The sequence below is a fragment of the Nocardia sp. NPDC050408 genome, from assembly GCF_044458905.1.
Taxonomy (GTDB): Bacteria; Actinomycetota; Actinomycetes; order Mycobacteriales; family Mycobacteriaceae; genus Nocardia.
The window spans coordinates 21,692-42,886 of record NZ_JBITIL010000010.1 but is presented as its reverse complement, the minus strand read 5'-3'; the positions used below and the strand labels follow the sequence as shown (position 1 = coordinate 42,886).

The window sequence follows — 21,195 nt, the reverse complement described above, 5'->3', positions numbered from 1 at the left end:
GCTCGCTACGCTCGCTCATTTCGCCTTCACAATCGTCTGAGCGTCGGCCAGTTGCTGCAGTTGCTTGGCGGTCAGCTGTCGCGAGGCACCCCTCGAGTAGTAGCGCTCCAGGTAATACTGCCCGATCATCAGCACGCTGGTGACCGCGAGATACCAAGTGGCGGTGACCAATAGCAGTGGAATCGGCTGGAAGTTCACACCGTAGATATCGCGGGCCCGCCCGTACAGGTCGGTGCTCAACGGGATCGCGGTGACCAACGCAGTGGTCTTCAGCATGCCGATGAGCTCATTACCGGTCGGCGGAATGATCACCCGCATCGCCTGCGGCAGCACGGTTCTGCGCATGGTCTGCGACCACGACATGCCCAGCGCCGTCGAGGCCTCGCGCTGCCCCTCGCCGACAGAATTGATTCCGGCACGGACGATTTCGGCCATATACGCGGCCTCGTTCAACGCGAGGCCGATCACTGCGAAGGCGAACGCGGCCTGCAATCCCTGGACGTCGATCCGAACGAACTCCGGCCCGAACGGCACACCGAGCTGGATCGACTTGTACAGCGACGGAAACAGACCCCAGAAGACCAACTGCACGAAAACCGGTGTGCCACGGAAAATCCAGAGATACACCCACGCCACGGCGCGCAACACCGGATTCGGCGACAGGCGCATCACCGCGAGCAACGCGCCCAGCACGATGGCGATCGCCATCGCGAGCACGGTCAGCTCGAGGGTGATCATCGCGCCGGAGGCGATCCGGCTATCGAACAAGTACTTTCGATAGGTTCCCCATCCGTACGCGGGGTTGGTGGCCGCGCCGTAGATGAAGAGCCCGAGCAGGGCCAGGATGATCGCCGCAGCGATCCAGCGGCCCGGCCTGCGTAGGGGAACGGCCTTGATCGGCTCCGGTTCTGCCGCGTCGATCGGCCCGCCGGGCCCGGTGTTGTCGCCGGGCGCCGACGTGATTTCGGATGACGACATCGATCAGCTCTCGGCGCCGTTGATGACCGACTTGGTGATCGCGCCTTCCTGCACACCCCAGTTCTTGGTGATCTCCAGGTACTTGCCGTTATCCATCAGGTGCTGGACGGCGGCCTGCAGCGCCTTGCCGAGCGCCGAACCCTTGGGAATGGCCCAACCGTAGGGCGCGGAATCGAAGACCTTGCCCGCCGCTTCGATCTTGCCGTCGCTCTTCTTGATCGCATACGCGGTAACCGGCGAATCCGCCGACATCGCGTCGACCTGGCCGAGCACCAGCGCGTTGGTCGCCGCGCTCTGCTCGTCGAACGGCTTCTTATCGATGGCGGGCTTGCCCTCCGCCTCGCACTTCTTGCTGCGCGCCGGAATTTCGTCGGTGTCCTGAACCGTGGTGGCCTGCACTGCGACCCGCTTACCGCAGGCGTTTTCCGGGTCGATCGGTTTACCCGTCTGTTGCGCCCACTGGCTGCCCGCGTTGAAGTAAGTGGTGAAGTCGACGCTCTGTTCGCGTTCCTTCGAGTCGGTGATGGAGGACATGCCGACGTCGTAGGTGCCCGCCTGGATCGCGGGAATGATCTTCTCGAATGAGGATTCGACGTACTCGGCCTTGAGGCCGAGGGTCGCGGCGACCGCGTCCATCAGGTCGACATCGAAACCGACGATCTTGCCGCTCGGATCCTTGTACTCATTGGGCTGATACGGGACATTGACTCCGACGACGAGCTTGCCCGACTGCTTGATCTTGTCCGGGAGTAGCGCGGCGGCCGTGTCGAACTTGTCGATCCCCTGTACCTTCACCACCGAGGGCGAGTTGTCCTCGGTGTTACTACAGCCCGACACCGCCAGCACACCACCGGCGAGTACGCACATCGCTTGCAGGGCGCGCCTGCCAAGAACCGATCGAACAGACACAGCAGCCCTCCACATTTCGGATCCGAGAAACCCGGGCGTCACCACCCGTTTGGCAATCTAAGCGATCGTGGCGTTTCGTGCTGGACAGTAACGGAAGATTATCCGTTCTGTGCGGAACACTCCGAGCACAGCAAACACTCAGGCACCGGCGGTGGACCCTACCGGACGGTCCGATGTTCGAATGAGTTGGGTTCCGGGTCGCCTCACCGATCCCAGTCAGCGCCGGTGCACCCTGGCGCAGACCTGCTCGGTGAATTCGCTGGTCGAGGCAAGACCACCCAGGTCGGCGGTGGCGATGCCCGCGGCGAAGGCGGCAGCGACGGCACCTTCGATGCGTTCACCCGCCTTCGACAGCGCGCGGTTGTTGTCGCGAATTCCCAGCCAGTGCAACAACATTGCCGCCGAGAGCTGTAGCGCCGCCGGATTTGCGCGATTGTGTCCGGCCAGGGTCGGTGCGGCGCCGTGTACCGCCTGTGCCATCGCCTTGGTCGCCGAGCAGTTGAGCGATGCGGCGATGCCGAGCGAGCCGCTGAGTTCGCCGGCGAGATCGGAGAGGATATCGCCGAAGAGGTTCTCGGTGACCAGCACGTCGTAGTCGCGGGCCGCACGGACCAGATGGGCGGCGGCCGCGTCGACGTGTTCGTCGTCGACCTCGACGCCCGGATAGGCGTGGGCGACGTCATAGCAGACGTCGCGGAACAGGCCCATGGTCATGGGCAGCACATTGGCCTTGTGCACGATGGTGACCCGCTTGCGACGCGCGGCCGCGAGCCGGAAGGCCTCATGCGCGATCCGCTCGCAGGCTTGGCGGGTGATCAGGCCGACCGCCATCGCCACATCCGGGGTGGGCCGGAACTCGCCCGACCCGGCGAACATATTGCGGTCGGCGTAGAAACCCTCGCTGTTCTCCCGGACGATCACCAGGTCGATGTCGGGAGCGTTCGCCTTGATTCCGGCGAAGGCACGCGCGGGGCGGATATTCGCGTAGAGACCGAAGCGTTTGCGGATGGCGCCGCCTGGTGCGATTCGAAGTTCGGGCGGGTAGGCGGCATTGTCGTGCGGACCCAGGATCCAGGCATCTAGTTCGTCTAGGGCCGCGAGGGTCTGCTCGGGCAGCGGATCGCCGAATTCTTCGATGGCGCGCTGCCCCATCGGCAATTGCACCCAGTCGACCGAGGCCGCGCCGGCCGCGGTCAGTGCTTCGTCGACCACCACGCGGGTGGCGCGGACCACCTCCGGGCCGATGCCGTCACCTTCGATGAGGCCGAGACGCATACGGTTCACCGGGCCATCCTCCCGCGACAACGTTCGTGCACCGACAACTGGGCCGCGTGTTCGCCGCCCATCGAGCCGCGCGGGCGGCTAACCTCTCGTGAACTATGGTGCAGTCGGTCGAATTGCTATTGGACGATGTGGCCGATGCGGAGATCCGGCGGCAGTGGCAGTTGCTCACCGATGCCGGCATCCCGAGTTCGGCCGGTAAGCATGCCGAAACCAATCGACCACATATCACCGTCGCGGTGGCCAGGCAGATCTGGCCGCGCATCGATCACGCACTGGATCAACTGAGTTTCCGGCCGATTCCGATAAGACTGGGCGGCCTGCTCGTCTTCGGTGCGCGCAATCCGATCCTGGTCCGGTCGGTGGTGCCGTCGGAACAGTTGCTCGCACTGCAACGTCGGATCTTCTCGGTCGTGTCGCCATGTCCCGGCATACCGTCGAATGCGCAACCCGACGAGTGGACGCCACATATCACGCTGGCCAGACGGGTGCCGCCACAGCATGTGGGCGAGGCGATCCATGCCGTAGCCAGGGACCGTGATTTTCCCGCGACCGTGGTGGGTATCCGGCGTTGGGACGGCGATCAACGGCGCGAATGGCCGGTCGCCCGAGGAAGATAGCGGCACCGCCGGAAGATATATAACGAGCCGGACGTTATAGCTGGCGACAATCGACACGAGAGGACGTCATGGCCACCCAGACGCTGAACCAACAGAATTTCGATGAGATCGTCACCGGAAACGACGTGGTACTCGTCGATTTCTGGGCCGACTGGTGCGGTCCGTGCAAGAGCTTCGCGCCAACCTTCGAGGCCTCCTCGGACAAGCATCCCGATGTCGTGCACGGCAAGGTCGACACCGAGGCCGAACAGGGCCTGGCCGCAGCCGCCAACATTCGCTCGATTCCGACCATTATGGCGTTCCGCGAGGGGGTGCTGGTCTTCGCGCAGCCCGGCGCACTGCCGCCCGCCGCGCTGGAGGATCTGGTCACCCAGGTGAAGGCGCTGGACATGGACGAGGTGCGCAAGCAGCTCGCCGAGCAGCAGGCAGATCAGTAAACTGCACCACCGGGCCGTTCACATTCCGCGGAATGTGAACGGCCCGTTGCGTTTTCGCCTCGCTCAGGCGCCCAGCTTGTTGACGCCCGCGATCATGGCGCGGACCGTCGATTCGGCCCCGTCGTCGGCCAGGGCCGCGCCCCAGCCGCGCCTGCCGTTGCATTCGCACTGCACGAACGTCGCGGTGCCGGCAGCGGTGCGGCGCTGGTGGAATTGCAGGATTTCGACCGGATAGCCCTCGTCGTAGAGGGCCGAGGTCATCGCGGCGACCGGGCTGCCGGTGGCGATCACCGTGCGCAGGTGGTCGGCGAATTCCAGGGTGGCCGTGAACTCCGCGCTCCGATTGCCAGCGGGCGACCAGTCACCGACCCGAATCGGGCCGATGTGCTCGCAATAGCGGTGGTGGAATTGCGCGGCTGTCAGATCGCCGCATTCGGCGCGCAGCGCCTTGGGGGCGGCGGCGATGAACATGTTGGGGTCAAGGGTCAGAATGGTCATTGTGCGGAGGTCTTCCCGAGGATTGTCTTCTCAATTGACAGAGGGGACCAGCAGTAAGTAATCAGTAGCCCGCAGCGAGGGGGCCGGTCCGAATCAGACCCCGCTACGGCGGGTTACTACGAGAAGTCGCCGGGTTGCCACCATCGCGGTAAGCGGAATTAGCACTGCGCTGTCGCGGTCTGCGACGTGGAGCGCGGCGCTGTGGCGGTCGGCGGGATTCGGCACGCGGACCAGAATAGGGCGATCCGGACGCAATGGCAACCACATTCCTCGCCCGTCGTGCCTACTCGCGAGTATCATCCTCGCAGCTCAGGGGGTGTAGTACCGAGGTGGATGGCAGGCCGCGGCACGCGGCGGTACTTTCGGTCACATGGGTGCCCTTGTCGCCATGACCATTCCCGGGTTGGCCATCCTGCTGATCGGACTCGCATTCGTCGAGGTGCTGTGGAATCGACTCACCGGTAGCCGGATACTGCCTTGGTTCAGACACCGCAAGCACACGCCGGTCGCGGCGACCGGATTCGAACAAGTGGCCGCGGCATTTCAAGGTTCGAAGCATCACGAATTCGAGCAGCGGCAGACGGCACTGATGCATAAGGAAGACAAGTCGGATGGGGCCCCGCCGCGCGATGAGATCGACCTGCGCACGGGGTCGGCGAAGCTGGTGCGGCGTCATTCGTACATGAACGATCCTGCGGTCTGACGTAGTACCCGCACAGTCGCCAAAGCTGTCCCCGGGGACGATTTCACTATCGATCTCGGCCCGAGCCGGATGTGCGCTGGTTGTCGGCACGACCCTGGCAATCGGTGTAACCAGTTGCGGCTCCGCTATTTTCGTCTCAGGTCCAGGATCTATCAGCAGGCTGCCATACAGTGCGAACCGCTGGCCAACGGACGCTGAAACGCATTGCGGCACACCGGAAATCCGGTGTGCCGCAATCACCGCTCAGTGCGCGGCGGAATCCCAGCTGCGGCCGGTGCCGACGGAGACGTCCAACGGGACCGACAGCGTGATCGCCGAGGACATCTGTTCGCGGGCGAGTGCGTCCAGGGCGTCGCGCTCCCCCTCGGCGACCTCGAAGACCAGTTCGTCGTGGATCTGCAGCAGCATGCGCGAGCGCAGGCCCGCCGCCTCGATCGCCTTGTGCACGTTGATCATCGCGACCTTGATGATGTCGGCGGCGGTGCCCTGGATGGGCGCGTTGAGGGCCATGCGTTCGGCGGCCTCGCGGCGCTGACGGTTGCTGGAGTCCAGATCGGGCAGGTAACGACGGCGGCCGAAGAGGGTTTCGGTGTAGCCGACCTTGCGTGCCTGTTCCACCACCTCGTAGAGGTAGTCGCGAATGCCGCCGAAGCGGTCGAAGTAGACCTCCATCTGCTCCTTGGCCTCCTGCGTGCTGATCTTCAGCTGCGTCGAAAGACCGTAGGAGCTCAGGCCGTACGCGAGACCGTAGGACATCGCCTTGATCCGACGCCGCATTTCGGGTGTCACCTCCGACAGCGGGATATCGAAGGCCTTGGACGCGACGAAGGTGTGCAGATCCTCGCCGGAGTTGAAGGCCTCGATCAGGCCCTCGTCACCGGAAAGGTGGGCCATGATGCGCATTTCGATCTGGCTGTAATCCGCGGTCATCAGCGATCGATAGCCGGGGCCGACGACGAAGGTATCGCGGATCTGGCGGCCGGTATCGGTGCGGATCGGGATGTTCTGCAGATTCGGCTCGGTCGATGACAGCCGGCCGGTGGCGGCGATGGTCTGGTTGAAGGTGGTGTGGATGCGACCATCGTCGGCGACGGATTTGAGCAGTCCGTCCACGGTGACCTTGAGCCGGGTTGCGTCGCGGTGTTCGAGCAGATGCCGCAGGAATGGATGCTCGGTCTTCTCGAACAGCGATTCCAACGCGTCGGCGTCGGTGGTGTAGCCGGTTTTGGTGCGCTTGGTCTTCGGCATATCGAGTTCGTCGAAGAGCACCACCTGCAGCTGCTTGGGTGAGCCGAGGTTGATCTGCTTGCCGATCACGCCATAGGCGGCATTGGCCGCATCGGTGACCTTATCGGCGAATTGGCGCTGCAGGGCCTCGAGCTGGTCGGTATCGACTCCAATGCCCGCATTCTCCAATTCGGCGAGCACGCCGAGCAGCGGCAGTTCCATATCGTCGAGCAGTGCGCTGGATTCGATCTGGCGCAGTTCGCCGTCGAGTGCCTCGGCCAGGTCCAGAACCGCTCTGGCGCGCAGCATTTCGCTATGCGCCAGCTCGGCGTCCACGGTGTCGGCATCGTCGAGCAGCGACAGCTGCGGGGTTTCGGCGGTTTCGGCACGCAGTTCGCGGTGCAGATAGCGCAGCGAGAGATCGTCGAGGTTGAAGCTGCGCTGGCCGGGGCGGACCAAGTAGGCGGCCAGGGCGGTATCGCTGGTCAGACCGGCGAGGGTCCAGCCGCGGCCGCGCAGCGCGTGCATTGCGGCCTTGGCCTCGTGCAGCGCCTTCGGCACGGCCGGATCAGCCAGCCAAGCGCCGAGTGCGACTTCGTCTTCCGGGGTCAGCACGGAGACATCGATGTAGCCGCTCTCGCCGTCCGCGGCGGCGATGGCGAGTGCGCGTGTATCGCCATTGCCCGGCGTGCCGGTGCCGACCACCGAAATACCATGGCGGACACCAACTTTCGCATGTTCGGCGAGCCACGCGGCGACCGCGCCGACCTCGAGCGCGCCGCCGCTGATCTCGAAGCCGGCTTCGGCCTCGGGCTCCGGCGGCGCGAGGGTTTCGAAGAGCCGGTCGCGCAGTACCCGGAACTCCAGGTCGTCGAAGAGCTGGTGGATCTTATTGCGATCCCATGGCTGCTGAGCCAACTGGTCGGGGGTGTAGGGCAGCGGGACGTCGCGAACCATCTCGGTGAGCTGGCGGTTGAGTACCACACTGCTGAGGTTGGCGCGCAGCGCGTCGCCGACCTTGCCCTTCACCTCGTCCACCTTGTCGACGAGGGTGCTCAGATCGCCGTATTCGCGAATCCACTTGGCGGCGGTCTTCTCCCCGACACCCGGAATGCCGGGCAGATTGTCGCTCGGGTCGCCGCGCAGGGCCGCATAGTCCGGGTACTGCGCCGGGGTGAGCTGGTATTTCGCCATCACCTCATCCGGGGTGAACCGGGTGAGATCCGAGACGCCTTTGCGCGGGTAGAGCAGCGTGACCTCATCGCTGACCAGCTGGATGGCATCACGGTCACCGGAGACGATCAGGACGCGAAAGCCCTCGGCGACGGCCTGGGTCGCGATGGTGGCGATCAGGTCGTCGGCCTCGAAACCCTCGATCGCCATCACCGGGATGCCCATGGCGCCGAGCACATCCTTGGTGAGTTCGACCTGGCCGCGGAACTCATCGGGCGTCGCATTGCGCCCCGCCTTGTACTCCGGGTATGCCTCGGTGCGGAAGGTCTTGCGATTGACGTCGAAGGCCGCGGCGATATGCGTCGGCTTCTCGTCGCGCAACAGGTTGATCAGCATCGCGGTGAATCCGTACACCGCATTCGTGGTCTGCCCGGTGACCGTCTTGAAGTTCTCCGCGGGCAGCGCGAAGAATGCGCGGTAGGCAACCGAATGTCCGTCCAACAGCAACAACGTCGGCCGCTCACCACCCATGTCACTGGCTGCTCCGGGCACGGCACTGGAACGCTGATCAGTAGTCGCTGGGGTCACGTGCAAGAGTCTAGGGAGCCCCACCGACAATCCACAGCCGCGGCACCCCCTTGTTATGCGAGTCCAGCGAGCCGTCCGATTTCCGCCGGAAGCGGTACGCCGCGGCGACCATGATTTCCCGGTGACCACAACCCGCGCAGCACTGCAGAACTTCTTCGCCGCCGAAGCCGCCTACATCACCGACGGCGCGAACTTCGATGCGATGGCCGCCTGCTTGGCCCCTGATGTCGTCATGTACCAGGCCGAGCACCTCCCTTACGGCGGCGAATGGCACGGCCCCGACGGCATCGAGAACTTCATGGCGGCGATGAGCCGGACCTGGGCCGCACTGGAGTTCCTCGAGCAGCGATTCGTAGTGGACGGCAACACAGTGGTCATCTACAACCGCGGCCGCATGCTGGCCCGTGCCACCGACCGCATGCTGGAGACCTCGGTGATGCAGCTGATGACCTTCCGCGACGGGCTGATCGTCGAGATCCGGCCGTTCTATCTGGACACCGCGGCCGTCGTCGAGGTGCTGACCGACGCGCACCGCTGATAGAAGCACGCACTCATTCCACGTGCGCCGGGGAGCTGTACCAGGTGTTGCACTCCCAGGTATCGCCCTTGTCGGAGCCCCATTTCCACCAGCCCCACACATTTTCCTCGGTGCCCTGCATCCGTGGATCGCGGGTGGCGTGGCCCTTCTGGACGGCGTGGGAGGCTTCGGTCCAGGTTTGTTCGTCGATATCGGCGCGGCCGAAGTTGGTGCCGAGGAACATGCCGGAGAAGCAGCGGGCCTGCAGTTCCATGCGGCGGCTTTGTTCGCGACCGGCGGTGGTGTCCTTGCCGACGGTCGAACGCTTTTCGTTGTAGGCCTGCATGACGCCGATCAGGTTCTGCACGTGGTGGCCGTATTCGGTACTGAGCACGGCCAGTTGGGCGCCGCGGCGCGATCCGCTGGACAGCGGTCGCATGGCGTCGTACGGCAGAACCAAGGTTTCGTCGAGCGCGCAATAGAACGTTGTCGGGCCGTTGCGCAGCCGCTGCACGCATTGGCTTGCCACCTCACGGGATTCGCTGGGGGCGAGTAGCAGCGGCGGATGGAACGGAAGTCCGGCGCCGCGCAGCGTCGGTTCCCAGGACGCGTCCAGGCAGGCGATCGCGGCCCGGTAGAAGGCCCGCGCCGACTCCGGATCATCGTGCCAGGTGGGCAGTTTGCAATCGACCCTGCCGAGTCCGACGTGCTGAGCGAAGAGCGGATGGTCGGCCAGTGCCTGCACCGCGCGGCTCGACGTCACCGGCATCCCGGCCGGCGATAGCCCGGCCAACGGCGCGAAGGCGACCGGGGGCGCCCCGTCGCCGATCGGATTCGCCGCGTCGGGCAGGGCACCGGTGAATCCCGGCGACATCGAATTACCGGAAGCCGCACGCGCAGTACGCATTTCACCCTGACCAGTGGAATATCCGGTCATCAGCAGACCCGTCGCGGTGAGCGCACCGACCACGCCGAGCACCAGCCAGATCAGCACGATGCGATTGCCGCGCAACGGACCGAGCCGAGAGCTGAACGTGCTGTTCATGACCTACCTAGAGAGCTCGATCACCGCACATTCATTGGACTCCCGCCCGGACTGGCCCGCAACTCGAGGAACCGCTCAGCGGGGTCACAGTGTGGACACGAGTTCGCGCAGCACGGGCAGGCTGACCGAGCCGGAGCCCAGCACCACATCATGGAATGCCTTGATGTCGAAATCGGCACCGAGTCGTTCGGCGGCCTGCCGACGCTGCCGACGAATCTCGAGCTGACCGACCTTATAGGCCACGGCCTGACCGGGAATCGCGATATAGCGATCGATCTCGACCTCGATCTCGGCCAGCCCGACCGGCGCGTTGGCCACCATGAAATCAATGGCCTGCTGGCGGCTCCAGCCCTTGGCGTGGATTCCGGTATCGACGACGAGTCGGCACGAGCGCCAGGAATCGGCGGCCAACATGCCTATGCGCGCCAGATCATCGTCGTATAAACCCATTTCGTCGGCGAGTCGTTCGGTATAGAGCGCCCAACCCTCGACGAAGGCGGTATTCGCGAACGACTGCCGTTGGAACCGCGGCAGCTGATCGAGCTCGTTGGCGATGGTGAGCTGCAGATGATGCCCTGGAATGGCCTCGTGATAGGCCACCGCCGCTGTCTCGTAGCGGCTGCGGCCGGTGGGTTCGTGCTGGTTGACGAAGTAAGTGCCCGGCCGGGAGCCGTCCGCGGCGGGCGGAAAGTAGTACGCCGCAGGCGCATCCGCGGCCAGGAAGTCCGGCACCGGGGAGATATCGCAGGATTCCTTGGGCAGGCGGCCGAACCAATTGCCCATCTCCGCGATCGCCGCGCCGAGCGCGCGTTGCGCATCGGCCATTATCTCCTCGCCACTGACATAACGCAGTTCGGGATCCTGGCGCAGACGGGTGAAGATTTCGGCCGTATCGGTGGTGCCGAACAGTCGGGTACCGATTGCGGTGTATTCCGCACGCAGCAGCACCAATTCGGAAAGGCCGAGTTCGTGGATCTCGTCCGCGCCGAGATCGGGCAGGGTGGTGTGCCGGCGCAACTGCCGCCGGTAAATGTCCTCGCCGTCGGCACCGAGCCAGCACAGGCCGCATTTATCGTCGGGACGGGCGGCGGGCAGCAGTTCGTCGGCCAGAACGTCTCGATAGCGTTGGAAGGCAGGGCGGATCACCTCACGCGCGACCTCGGTGAGTTCGGCACGCCAGGCGGCCGCACCATCCCAGTCCACCGGTCCGGCGAATGTGGTGAACGGATCGGTGGCGATATCGGAGGCCAGGTAGCCGTCGAGTTGGTTGAGCGAGCGTTCGATGGTGATGCGCGCGGGTGTGCGGCCCGCCGCCGAGCCGTTGCGGAACTGTTGGACCGCCTGGTCGAGCAGTGTGTCGAATTGGCGATGGCGCTGCACCAGGGCGCGCGCGTGTTCGGGCTCCGGCGCCTTGATCTGGGGCGCCATCATCAGCATTCCGGCGTGCACACCGTCCATCTGCTCCGACGCCAGTTCGGTCGGCCGCCACGCCAGATTGTCGATGGCCGAATCCAATTCGGTGCGCAGCAGACTGCGCGTGATCCGATCGGTTCCGTTCAGTTTTTCGGCATCGAGGCCGTCGACCTGATCGCGCAAATCACGCAAGGTCACCAGCAGCCGCTGCTCGGCTTCGGGCGAGAGATCCTCGACGCGGTCGTCGAAGCGGTGGTCGCCGAGCAGGGTGGCCGTGCTCGGCGCGGCCGCCAGCACGCTGTCCCAGTAGCGGTCGGCCAGATTCGTCAGTTCGTCATGCCCGTCCACAGCGCCATTCCTCCAGTGGTGGTCGTTGGGCGCGCCAGCGCCCAACACTGGCCAGCCTCTGATGGGCACGGCGAAGACCGAGCGCCAACTCAGCCTTCGCCGTGCACATCCCGCCATCATGCCTCGAGGCGGCCACGGACGGTCCGACTTCTAGCCCACGCCCAGGTAGGCCGACTTCACGGCGGGATCGGTGAGCAGATCCCCGCCGATACCGCTCTTGGTGACCTCACCGGTCTCCAGAATGTAGGCGCGGTCGCTGCGGGTCAGCGCCTGCTGGGCATTCTGCTCGACCAACAGCACGGTGGTGCCCTGCTGGTTGATCTCACTGATGATCCGGAAGATCTGCTGAATCACCATGGGCGCCAATCCCATCGACGGTTCGTCCAGCAGCAGCAGGCGCGGTCGAGCCATGAGCGAGCGGCCGATGGCCAGCATCTGCTGCTCACCGCCGGAGAGCGTGCCGCCGACCTGCTTGCGTCGCTCGGACAGCCGCGGGAACAACTCGAAGACCCACTCCAGCGTCTGGCCGTATTCCGCCTTCTGCTTGAAAGCCCTTCCGTAGCAACCCATATCGAGGTTTTCCTGGACCGTCATACCGGGGAAGACACCCCGACCCTCCGGCGCCTGGATCAACCCGTGCGTCACCCGCTCGTGCGCCTTCATCTGGGTGATGTCGCGGCCTTCGAACCTGATCTTGCCGCGGGTAAGCGGCAGCAGTCCGGACAGCGCACGCATGGTGGTGGTCTTACCCGCGCCATTGGCGCCGAGCAAGGTCACCAGCTCCCCCTCAGCGACCCGGAGCGAAACCCCGTGCAGCGCTTGGATTCTGCCGTAGTTGACGACCATATCGTCGACCTCGAGCAGCGGCGGCGCTTCGCTGAAGTCGCGCGGCCGCGGCTTGCGATGCTCGCCACCGGCCGGAGTCGGTTCCTCGACGAGCTGTTCCGGTTCGACCACTTCGGTTACGGCGGTGGTCTTCTCGGCCGCCGCGGCCTCGGCATCCGGCACTCCCAGATAGGCCGCGATCACATCCGGGTTGTCGCGGATATCCACGGGCAGCCCATCGGCGATCTTACGTCCGAACTCCAACACCACGATCCGGTCGGTGACACCCATGACCAGGCGCATATCGTGCTCGATGAGCAGCACGGTGAACCCGTCGTCGCGGATCTTGCGGATCAGATCCATCAGCGCCGATTTCTCGCTCGGATTGAACCCGGCGGCCGGTTCGTCCAGGCAGAGCAATTTCGGCTCGGTGGCCAGCGCGCGGGCGATCTCCAATCGGCGCTGATCACCATAGGAGAGATTGCGCGCCTTCTCCACCGCACGCGGTGCGATACCGACGAATTCGAGCAGGGCCATGCCGCGCTCGATCGCATCCCTCTCCTCGCTGCGGTGCCGCGGCGTGCGGAAAATGGCACCGGGCACCGAGGTCTTATGCCTGGCGTCGGTGCCGACCACCACATTTTCCAGCGCGGTCATCTCGCCGAAGAGCCGCACATTCTGGAAGGTGCGGGCGATACCGAGCCGGGTGATCTCATTGCGCTTGGTTTTCGTCAGCGGTTTGCCGTCGAAATACACCAGACCCGAGGCCGGTTTGTAGACACCGGTAATGGCGTTGAAGCAGGTTGTCTTGCCCGCGCCGTTGGGCCCGATCAGCCCGAGAATCTCGCCGCGACGGATCTCGAAGCTGACCTTGTCCAATGCGGTCAGACCGCCGAACTGCACGGTCAGTGCATCGGTGCGCAGCAGGGGCTCACCCACCGCGGTCTCGATATCACGATGCGGCGCAACCACATCCGCGACGACCTCGGCATCGGCGAGCACCGGGATCACGGCGGTGACATCGACCTCGCCCGCGCTCTCGACCTCGGGCTGCGCCGCATAACCGGCCGCCATATCCTCGTTGTCGAACAGCGCGTCACCCGCGCCCGGCCCGGTCATCGTCCCGCTCCGATCAATTCACGCTCACCCGGTTTGCGCACGGCCTGATACACCTGCCTACCGAAGGTCAGCAGCTTCTGCCGCACCGGGAACAGACCCTGTGGCCGCAGAATCATCATGACCACCAAGGTAATTCCGAAGTACATGTACTTGAGGTCACCAAGGGACTGCGCACCGCCGACGCGGAACAGCAGCACGCTGCCGAGCAGCAGTGCACCCATGACGCCGGTGACCACCATGCCGGTAATGCAGGCGCGCCGCGGCCACGCAGCCAGACTGTCGCCCCTGGATCTCCATACGAGGACCAGTCCGACGAAGACCAGCACGTCAATGGCCAACAGGAGGTATCCGGTCGACTCATTGCTCACCAATTTCACCGACTGCAGCCGCGCGGGCAGATAGGCGATGATGAACGCGCCGAAGATGACTCCGAGCTTATTGCCCTGACCGCCGATGACGACCGCGCACAGGAACAGCATCGAATTGATGATGTTGAAGCCGGTCGGATTGATGAACTGCACCTGGCCGGCATAGATCGCACCGGACATGCCGCCGACGGCAGCGCCGATCAGGAAGGCCCACAGCTTGAATTTGAACGTCGGCACGCCCATGATCTCGGCCGCGTCCTCGTCCTCGCGAATGGCCACCCAGGCGCGGCCCACCCGGCTGCGTTCCAGATTGCCGACGATCAGCAGCACGATGATCACCAGCACCATCGCGAACCAATACCACCAGGTGCCGTAACTGGCCCGGTCGAGCAGATTCGCACTATCGGCGTTGCCGCTGTTACCGCCGGAGAACACACCCTCCGGCTTACTGGCGGACTCACCGACGTGTGGGAAGGCGACACCGGAAAGACCGAGACTGCCATTGGTGATATCGGAGAGATTGTCGGCGAGCAGTCGCACGATCTCACCGAAGCCGAGGGTGACGATCGCCAGATAGTCACCGCGCAGCCGCAGAGTCGGGGTGCCGAGGATGAGGCCGGAAATGGCGGTCACCGCGACCGCGATCGGCAGACAGGCCATCCAGGCCCAGGTCGGATTCAGCCAGCCGCCGTCGGTCTGATTCCACGGACTGTTGGGGCTGGTGAGTAGGCCGACCGTATACGCGCCGATGGCGTAGAAGCCGACGTAGCCGAGATCGAGCAGACCGGCTTGTCCGACAACGACATTCAGGCCGATGGCGATCAGGGCGTACATCGCGACCTGCGCCATGACCAGACCGAAGTTGTAGCCGGGGGTATCCAGCAGCGGCGGCGGGAAAAGCGGAAGCAGTGCGAGCAGAATGAGGATCGGTACGCCGACGCCCCATTGCGCGGGGCGGCTCAGGCCGTCCCACCAGGTCCGAATCGTATCTCCGACACCGTGTCTCGGCGCGGCCGGTTTGGGTGTCTCGGGTACGGAGTCAGGGGTTTTGGTCGAGTCGGTCATGCGCGGGCCCTCCCGAGACTCTCACCGAGGATGCCGGTCGGGCGCACCATCAGCACCAACACCAGCACGACGAACGCGACGACATCGCGCCACTCCGAACCGAGCAGCGATTGGCCGTACTGTTCCACCACACCGAGCAGGATGCCGCCGAGCAATGCGCCGCGCAGATTGCCGATGCCGCCGAGCACCGCGGCGCTGAATGCCTTGATGCCGAGGATGAATCCACCGGAGTAGATGATGCCCTGCGGAATTTTGATCGCGTACAGCAGCGCGGCCGCACCGGCGAGCACACCACCGATGAAGAAGGTCAACATGATGACCCGCTCCCGCGAAACACCCATCAGCGTCGCGGTATCGGGATCCTGGGCGACGGCGCGGATGCCGCGCCCGAATTTGGTCCGATTGATCAGCACCTCGGTCACGATCGCCAGCGCGATCGCCGCGAGCACGATCAGCATTTTGATGTTGTCGACCTCGGCGCCGAAGAAGCTGAACTGCACGCTCGGCTCGACCAGTTTGATCGGCTGCTGCGCGTTGGTGCCGCCGAGTTTGGGATTGATCTTCGGCAGGATGAAATGCACGAATTCCTGGAGCACGAACGACATACCGATCGCCGTGATGAGGAAGCTCAGCGGTTTGGCCCCGCGTTTGCGCAATGGCCGATAGGCCACGCGCTCCAATCCGACCGCGGCGCCACCGGACACCAGCATGCCGATGATCATCGCCAATGCGAGATAGGTGACGGTCAGGATGATGCCCTGGGTGTACACATCGGGATTCGCCACGAATCCGAACAGCATGAGCCCGACCAATTGACCGAACATGCCGAGCATGAATATTTCCGAATGGGCGAAATTGATCAGCCGCAATACGCCGTAGACCAGGGTATAGCCCACGGCGACCAAGGCATAGATTGAGCCGTAGGTCACCCCGTCGACGGTCAGTCGCCAGAAGTTATCGATCACTCCGTGGTAATTGAAGTCGATCGAACCGCTGGCGAGTTGTACAGCGCCAGCCAGTGCCGTTGATTTCATTCGTCTTGTGCCCTCATTCATTCGCCCACCCGACACGGCGGCACTTACGGGGATTCCCACGAACCCCTGTAGGTGCCGCCGTTCGGATTGTCTAGGGCTACTTGACCTCGTAGATCCAGATCAGTGCGTTGGTCAGTTCACCGGTCGGGTTCCACTTGTACTGACGTGCAAGACCGTTGCCGTCGTAGGACCGCACGTATTCCAGCAGGTCCGGACGGGTGAGCTTGCCGCCATCGATGCCCTTGGCCAAGATCGTGGTCAGATCGTAGCCCTCGACCGAGTACACGCCCGGCTCGGCGCCGTTGAGCGCCTTGTAGTCCGCGGTGAACTTATCCGGTGCCGGACCACACGGGCAGGACAGTACCGCGCCCTTGGACGAGCTACCGGCCTGAGCGACGAACTGCGGATCGTTGGTGCCGTCGGCGGAGACGAAGACCGCCTTGACGCCACCGGACTTCAGCTGCTGGGCCAGCGGGGCGCCCTCGGAGTAGTAGCCGGAGTAGAAGACGGCGTCCGGCGCGGCGCTGGCGATCTTGGTGACGGTGGCGGAGAAGTCCTTGTCACCCTTCTTGATGCTGGCATTGCAGGACGCGTCGTTGGCCGAGCCGAGGCCCTCGATGATCGTCTTGGCCAGGCCGGTGCCGTAGTCGGTGTTGTCCTGGATGACGCAGACCTTCTTGTAGCCCGCGGTGTTGACCAGGTACTTGCCGACCGAGGGACCCTGCACGCCGTCATTGGCCAGGCCGCGGAAGAAGCTGGTCCAGCCGTTCTGGGTCAGCGTCTCATTGGTGGCCGAGGCGGTCGTCGAGACGAGGCCGGCGTCACTGAGGATCTTGCCGGTCGCCTTGGTCTCACCGGAGAACGCCGGACCGACCAGGCCGATGATCGACTTGTCGTTGACGATCTGTGGGATGACCTGGGTGGCCTTCTGCGGGTCGCCCTCGGTGTCGAACTGCTTGAGCTCGATCTTGCAGCCCGGGTTGGCCTTGTTGTGCTTGTCCAGCGCGAGCTTCACGCCGTCGACGATATTGATGCCAAGGGCGGCGTCCGGACCGGTGAGCGCGCCCGCCATGGCGATCGCGGTGCCCGCGGGGCAGGTGGCCTTGCCGTCGCCCGCAGGGTCGGCGGCCGAGGCGCTGTCCGACTTCGGTACCTGCTTGCCGTTGGCGTCGATCTGCATGACCGGCTGGATCTTCAGACCGCCCGCGCCGCTGGTGCCGGAGGTGCCCGAGCCACCGTCGGTCGATTTATCGCTACACCCCGTCAGCACGAGCGCGGCGGCGGCACCGATGGCCAATGCACCCCGCATCGAACGACTGCGCCATGTCGAACTAAGCACGTTTCACCTCTACGTCCTGTGCTCCCCCGGGCTCTCCTCCGAGGAGGCCGACCACGTCAGCCCGGTCAGAACATAGCGTTGGTACGTTAGCTGCGCATCACATTCAGATCATCCGACCGACATCGTTTCGAATTTTTCATCGCGATCGGGTTTCCGGAAAGTAAAATTTCCGGCCTTGAACGGCCGGGGCGCAGGATGGGCCTACTTCGGGGCCAGATTTTCCAGCACCACCTCGGCTACCGCCTTCATCGTAGTGCGGCGGTCCATCGCCGTACGTTGAATCCACTTGAATGCCTGCGGTTCCGACAACCCCTGGGTCTGCATGAGCACGCCCTTGGCCCGTTCGACCAGCTTGCGCGTCTCGAGCCGGTCGGCCAGGTTGGCGACCTCACTCTCCAGTGCGGTGATTTCGTGGAAGCGGCTGGCCGCCAATTCGATGGCGGGCACCAGATCCGACTTCGTGAACGGCTTGACCAGATAAGCCATCGCACCGGCATCACGCGCCCGCTCGACCAGATCTCGCTGACTGAATGCGGTCAAAATCACAACTGGCGCAACGCGTTTCGACGCGATCTCGGCCGCGGCATCGATACCGTCGCGGCGCGGCATCTTCACATCCATGATGACCAGATCCGGCCGATGCTCCACCGCCAGATCCACCGCCTGCTGGCCGTCGCCTGCCTCACCGACAACCTGATAGCCCTCTTCGGTCAGCATCTCCACCAGATCCATGCGGATGAGCGCTTCGTCTTCCGCGACGACGACCCGCTTCGCCCCGGCGTCCCGCTTCGTGCCGGCGCCCCCTGCTGTGTTGCTCATAGGTAGACCCCTCTGGTTCCGATGCCGTGTCCCGACACGCGTATGAGTGGCCGTGGTCCGGGCACCGGTCCATCGCCCCACACTGTCGCCGTCGAGTGATGTAAAGAGTACCTTTCAGTTCGGCATACAACCCATATACCCTGCGCAAACCGGGCGACAATCACTTCTCACCCAGCCCATTCGTGATTTTCGACAGTGACCCGCTATGCTTTCCCACCGGTGCGCCGATTTGGCGGAACTGGCAGACGCGACGGTCTCAAAAACCGTTGTCCGAAAGGACGTGTGGGTTCGAGTCCCACAATCGGCACCAGGTGCACTCGTGGTCGCTCATGCCGAGCATGAGCCGACCACGTTTCGCGATTACGCCGGGAGTGCAACCCCCGGACCCCGCCCGGCGGGGCTTCGCCCCCAGACCCCCCAGCGGTAGTTACGTTATCGACGAGCCTTCGTCTTGCCGGTGCGTCGAGCCTTGCGGCGATCGAACTAGGGCGCGGGCTGTCTCGTATTTGCGGAGTAGGGTTGCAAGTGGGCAGCCCGATACGGAGGTGCCTCGATGCGGGTTAACAGGACCACTGTCGATCTGTCCGGGTATCCGGATCTGGTCGTCATTTATCTCGGGATGCGGGTGCGCAAGCCTCGCGGGATCCTGCGATTGCTCGGTCTGGGCCCGAAACTGTATCGGTCGCACGAGGATCGGCCGGATGGGCTGTTGTCGCACGAGGACGTGATCTGGTCGCTGTTTCCGCCGCATTGGGGAGCACGGCAGTATTGGCGGGATCTGGATTCGCTGGAACGGTGGACACGTTCTGCGCCGCACCGGGATTGGTGGCAGAAGTTCCTGCGCGACTCCGGCGGGACCGGGTTCTGGCATGAGGCGTATTTCATGCGCGGCGGCATCGATGCCATGTACGACGATATGGGAGCGGCCTCCGGACTGCCGCGATTCGCGCCCGTCGTGGCCTCGCGCGGTCGGATGTTCACGACCCGGGGGCGGGTGCACGGCGAGGCCGCCAGGGAGGCACCCGTGGTCGCCGAATCCACTTACTACGGTGGAGAGTCCGAGTAAATCCGATCTCCAACCGTGGCAATACTGTGATGGTTGAAACCGCTCGCGCCGGGTACGTTCAGCAGGACGCCCAGACCTCGAATACCGACCGCCTAACTGTCACACGTATCGAGCGTCTCTCTGAATACCGGGGCGTACTTTGTGTACGGCACTTGACCAGCAGATGAATATGTGTTTCGCGGGCTGTGATTCGATGTCGAGGGCCTTCTGGTCGGTCCGTGCGCGGCCTACCGTATCCGCATGCACGTCCTGTTCGTCTGCAACGGCAATGTCTGCCGTTCGGTAATCGCCGAGCGGCTCACCCACGCCGTAGCGGTCGAATACAACCTGCCCCGGCTCACCGCGGAGAGCGCGGGAACCCGTGCGCTGATCGGCTTTCCGATCGAGCCGCTCGCCGCGCGGACCATCGAGGGCCTCGGCGCCGACGCCGACCATTTCCGGGCCCGCAAACTCGAGCCCGAGCTGATCGACCGCGCGGATCTGGTGCTGGCCATGACCGAGCAGATCCGGGATCAGGCGGCGCAGATGGCGTTCGGGGCCGGATCGCGCACCTTCACCCTGTTGGAAGCACATCGCATCGCCAAGGTCACCGGCGCCGCGACGATCGCCGACCTGCACCAGGCCCGCGACGATCTCGCCCTCGTCGGCCGGGAGAATATCGCCGACCCGGTCGGACTGTCGGAAGCCGCGTTCTGCGAAGTGGGCGACCGCATCGCCGAGGCATTGGTGCCCCTACTGCTGACCTTGGCGCCGCACGAGCAGCGACGGCCCGTCGACGACGAACGCCCCGGCCTCGTAATGGCCCCTGGGGCGCGTCCCGCGCCGCTGGCCGCCTTCCTTGCCGCCCAGCGGATCCGGTGACACGCAGGGCCCGGTGTCCAATTAGCGGGTAAAGGGATTACACTCGCGCGCGGAATAACTTCCGCCGTTGATGGTTCGACACACGACAGGAATCAGACATGCCGAAACGAATTTCGGATGTTTCGCTCCATGTTTATGTGACACCGGAAACCCTCGATCGCGTCGTAGATTCGGTACGCGAGGTGGTGGACGACCACCTCCAGGACCGCGACGTCTTCGCGTGGCGCTTCACATTGCCGGTCGAGTCCGACGCACCAGAGCACCTACTACTCGAAACCCAGTGGCGCGTAGAGCATCCCGGCCAGGAGCAGCAGGCAAGACGCACCTATGAGATCGCACTCAGCCTGGTCGGTGCGCCGCGCGATCTGACCGCACCGAGCCTGAGCGCGCTGGAGAAGCGCCTGATGTTGGAAACCGCAAGCTGCCCAATGGATCTGGAGATCCCGCGGACAATCCGGGTGCAGCGCCGCGACAGCTTCGACTTCGAAACCGAGCGCGAACGGTTCCGCCTCCCCGGATATTGAGGCCATACCAGCCCGGCGGCACGGACATCGCGTACAGGTCCTACGTCGTGTGCCGCAAGACTTTTGGACGTTCCGGACGAGTTACCAGTCACTATCCCAATCTGCCTGACGTGAGAGCAAACACGCGTTCCGCAATCCCCCGCTGGTCGGCGTGTCGAATCTGTTCTACTCGGATACTGTCGTCGGCGACATCGCCTTCATCGAAGCAGTCGCCTTGAAAGACGCAGCAGATGAACGGCTTTCGCCCGGCACGGTCATCGTGGCGCTCTCACACGGGAACGTCTGGAAAGCTGGTGGGAGAGCGCGCTGCAGTTCCTGGAGGAACATAGCCGCGACAAACCCTCCGGCTATTGCCGGTCGGCTACTGAGCCCCATCTGGTGTCCGGATGGGGACTCAGTTGTTTCGCCGACGCCGCACTCTGGCCGACTCGGTCTGCG

The 21,195-nt window shown here is 64.3% G+C and carries 19 protein-coding genes, 1 tRNA gene and 1 pseudogene; 8 read left to right on the top strand and 13 right to left on the bottom strand.

Annotated elements, in window-relative coordinates:
• Positions 1-15 precede the first annotated feature (15 nt).
• The 3 genes from ACIBJI_RS26330 to ACIBJI_RS26320 form a co-directional block, all read right to left on the bottom strand.
• Positions 16-978: an amino acid ABC transporter permease gene (locus tag ACIBJI_RS26330; RefSeq protein WP_364359739.1), complete on the bottom strand. Its 963-nt coding sequence runs from the start codon at positions 976-978 to the stop codon at positions 16-18.
• Positions 979-981: 3 nt separating this feature from the next.
• Positions 982-1,845 (bottom strand): ABC transporter substrate-binding protein, encoded by an 864-nt coding sequence (locus ACIBJI_RS26325; RefSeq protein ID WP_364359766.1) that lies wholly within the window; start codon positions 1,843-1,845, stop codon positions 982-984.
• A gap of 258 nt (positions 1,846-2,103) precedes the next feature.
• On the bottom strand, positions 2,104-3,162 hold the full coding sequence (locus ACIBJI_RS26320; RefSeq protein WP_364359769.1) for an isocitrate/isopropylmalate family dehydrogenase: 1,059 nt from the start codon (positions 3,160-3,162) through the stop codon (positions 2,104-2,106).
• 104 nt (positions 3,163-3,266) lie between these two features.
• On the opposite strand from ACIBJI_RS26320, the gene ACIBJI_RS26315 reads away from it, so the two are divergent.
• A complete protein-coding gene (locus ACIBJI_RS26315) occupies positions 3,267-3,788 on the top strand; it encodes a 2'-5' RNA ligase family protein (RefSeq protein WP_364359742.1) in 522 nt (173 codons plus the stop codon).
• Between the two features lie 68 nt (positions 3,789-3,856).
• Positions 3,857-4,225 (top strand): thioredoxin, encoded by a 369-nt coding sequence (trxA, locus tag ACIBJI_RS26310; RefSeq protein WP_062987048.1) that lies wholly within the window; start codon positions 3,857-3,859, stop codon positions 4,223-4,225.
• 63 nt (positions 4,226-4,288) lie between these two features.
• On the opposite strand, the gene ACIBJI_RS26305 is transcribed toward trxA, so the two are convergent.
• Complete coding sequence (locus tag ACIBJI_RS26305; protein ID WP_397086295.1) at positions 4,289-4,723, bottom strand: 2-keto-3-deoxygluconate kinase; 435 nt, start codon at positions 4,721-4,723, stop codon at positions 4,289-4,291.
• A gap of 370 nt (positions 4,724-5,093) precedes the next feature.
• Between ACIBJI_RS26305 and ACIBJI_RS26300 the strand changes: the two genes are divergently transcribed.
• A complete protein-coding gene (locus ACIBJI_RS26300; protein WP_364359749.1) occupies positions 5,094-5,426 on the top strand; it encodes a DUF6191 domain-containing protein in 333 nt (110 codons plus the stop codon).
• 243 nt (positions 5,427-5,669) lie between these two features.
• Here the strand turns inward: ACIBJI_RS26300 and polA are convergent, their stop codons facing one another.
• Positions 5,670-8,414: a DNA polymerase I gene (polA, locus tag ACIBJI_RS26295; RefSeq protein ID WP_397086293.1), complete on the bottom strand. Its 2,745-nt coding sequence runs from the start codon at positions 8,412-8,414 to the stop codon at positions 5,670-5,672.
• A 121-nt stretch (positions 8,415-8,535) separates the two neighbouring features.
• On the opposite strand from polA, the gene ACIBJI_RS26290 reads away from it, so the two are divergent.
• On the top strand, positions 8,536-8,952 hold the full coding sequence (locus tag ACIBJI_RS26290) for a nuclear transport factor 2 family protein (protein WP_364359756.1): 417 nt from the start codon (positions 8,536-8,538) through the stop codon (positions 8,950-8,952).
• Positions 8,953-8,965: 13 nt separating this feature from the next.
• Here ACIBJI_RS26290 and ACIBJI_RS26285 read toward each other — a convergent pair whose 3' ends face one another.
• The 8 genes and pseudogenes from ACIBJI_RS26285 to ACIBJI_RS26250 all read right to left on the bottom strand — a co-directional run bounded on the left by ACIBJI_RS26285 (position 8,966) and on the right by ACIBJI_RS26250 (position 18,306).
• Positions 8,966-9,976, bottom strand: coding sequence for a neutral zinc metallopeptidase (locus ACIBJI_RS26285; protein ID WP_364359759.1), 1,011 nt, complete (start codon positions 9,974-9,976; stop codon positions 8,966-8,968).
• Between the two features lie 84 nt (positions 9,977-10,060).
• Complete coding sequence (locus ACIBJI_RS26280; protein ID WP_364359762.1) at positions 10,061-11,737, bottom strand: DUF885 domain-containing protein; 1,677 nt, start codon at positions 11,735-11,737, stop codon at positions 10,061-10,063.
• 150 nt (positions 11,738-11,887) lie between these two features.
• A complete protein-coding gene (locus tag ACIBJI_RS26275; protein WP_245567112.1) occupies positions 11,888-12,583 on the bottom strand; it encodes an ABC transporter ATP-binding protein in 696 nt (231 codons plus the stop codon).
• 141 nt (positions 12,584-12,724) lie between these two features.
• Positions 12,725-13,681: pseudogene (locus ACIBJI_RS26270) on the bottom strand (ABC transporter ATP-binding protein); the annotation flags it as partial.
• A complete protein-coding gene (locus ACIBJI_RS26265) occupies positions 13,678-15,114 on the bottom strand; it encodes a branched-chain amino acid ABC transporter permease (RefSeq protein ID WP_364359060.1) in 1,437 nt (478 codons plus the stop codon). The pseudogene ACIBJI_RS26270 and the gene ACIBJI_RS26265, both read right to left, overlap by 4 nt.
• Complete coding sequence (locus tag ACIBJI_RS26260; RefSeq protein ID WP_364359057.1) at positions 15,111-16,148, bottom strand: branched-chain amino acid ABC transporter permease; 1,038 nt, start codon at positions 16,146-16,148, stop codon at positions 15,111-15,113. Before ACIBJI_RS26260 ends, ACIBJI_RS26265 begins: the two co-directional genes overlap by 4 nt.
• 97 nt (positions 16,149-16,245) lie before the next feature.
• Entirely contained in the window at positions 16,246-17,457 is a 1,212-nt protein-coding gene (locus tag ACIBJI_RS26255; RefSeq protein ID WP_364359054.1) for a branched-chain amino acid ABC transporter substrate-binding protein, read from the bottom strand.
• 231 nt (positions 17,458-17,688) lie between these two features.
• Entirely contained in the window at positions 17,689-18,306 is a 618-nt protein-coding gene (locus tag ACIBJI_RS26250) for an ANTAR domain-containing response regulator (RefSeq protein WP_040688928.1), read from the bottom strand.
• A 223-nt stretch (positions 18,307-18,529) separates the two neighbouring features.
• Here ACIBJI_RS26250 and ACIBJI_RS26245 point away from each other — a divergent pair.
• From ACIBJI_RS26245 to ACIBJI_RS26230, 4 genes are all read left to right on the top strand, one after another.
• Positions 18,530-18,616 (top strand) — tRNA-Leu (locus tag ACIBJI_RS26245).
• 243 nt (positions 18,617-18,859) lie between these two features.
• Positions 18,860-19,372, top strand: a complete 513-nt coding sequence (locus tag ACIBJI_RS26240; RefSeq protein WP_364359050.1) for a monooxygenase family protein — start codon at positions 18,860-18,862, stop codon at positions 19,370-19,372.
• Positions 19,373-19,612: 240 nt separating this feature from the next.
• Positions 19,613-20,233, top strand: a complete 621-nt coding sequence (locus ACIBJI_RS26235) for a low molecular weight phosphatase family protein (protein WP_397086290.1) — start codon at positions 19,613-19,615, stop codon at positions 20,231-20,233.
• Positions 20,234-20,331: 98 nt separating this feature from the next.
• On the top strand, positions 20,332-20,757 hold the full coding sequence (locus ACIBJI_RS26230) for a hypothetical protein (protein ID WP_364359044.1): 426 nt from the start codon (positions 20,332-20,334) through the stop codon (positions 20,755-20,757).
• Positions 20,758-21,195: the final 438 nt, after the last annotated feature.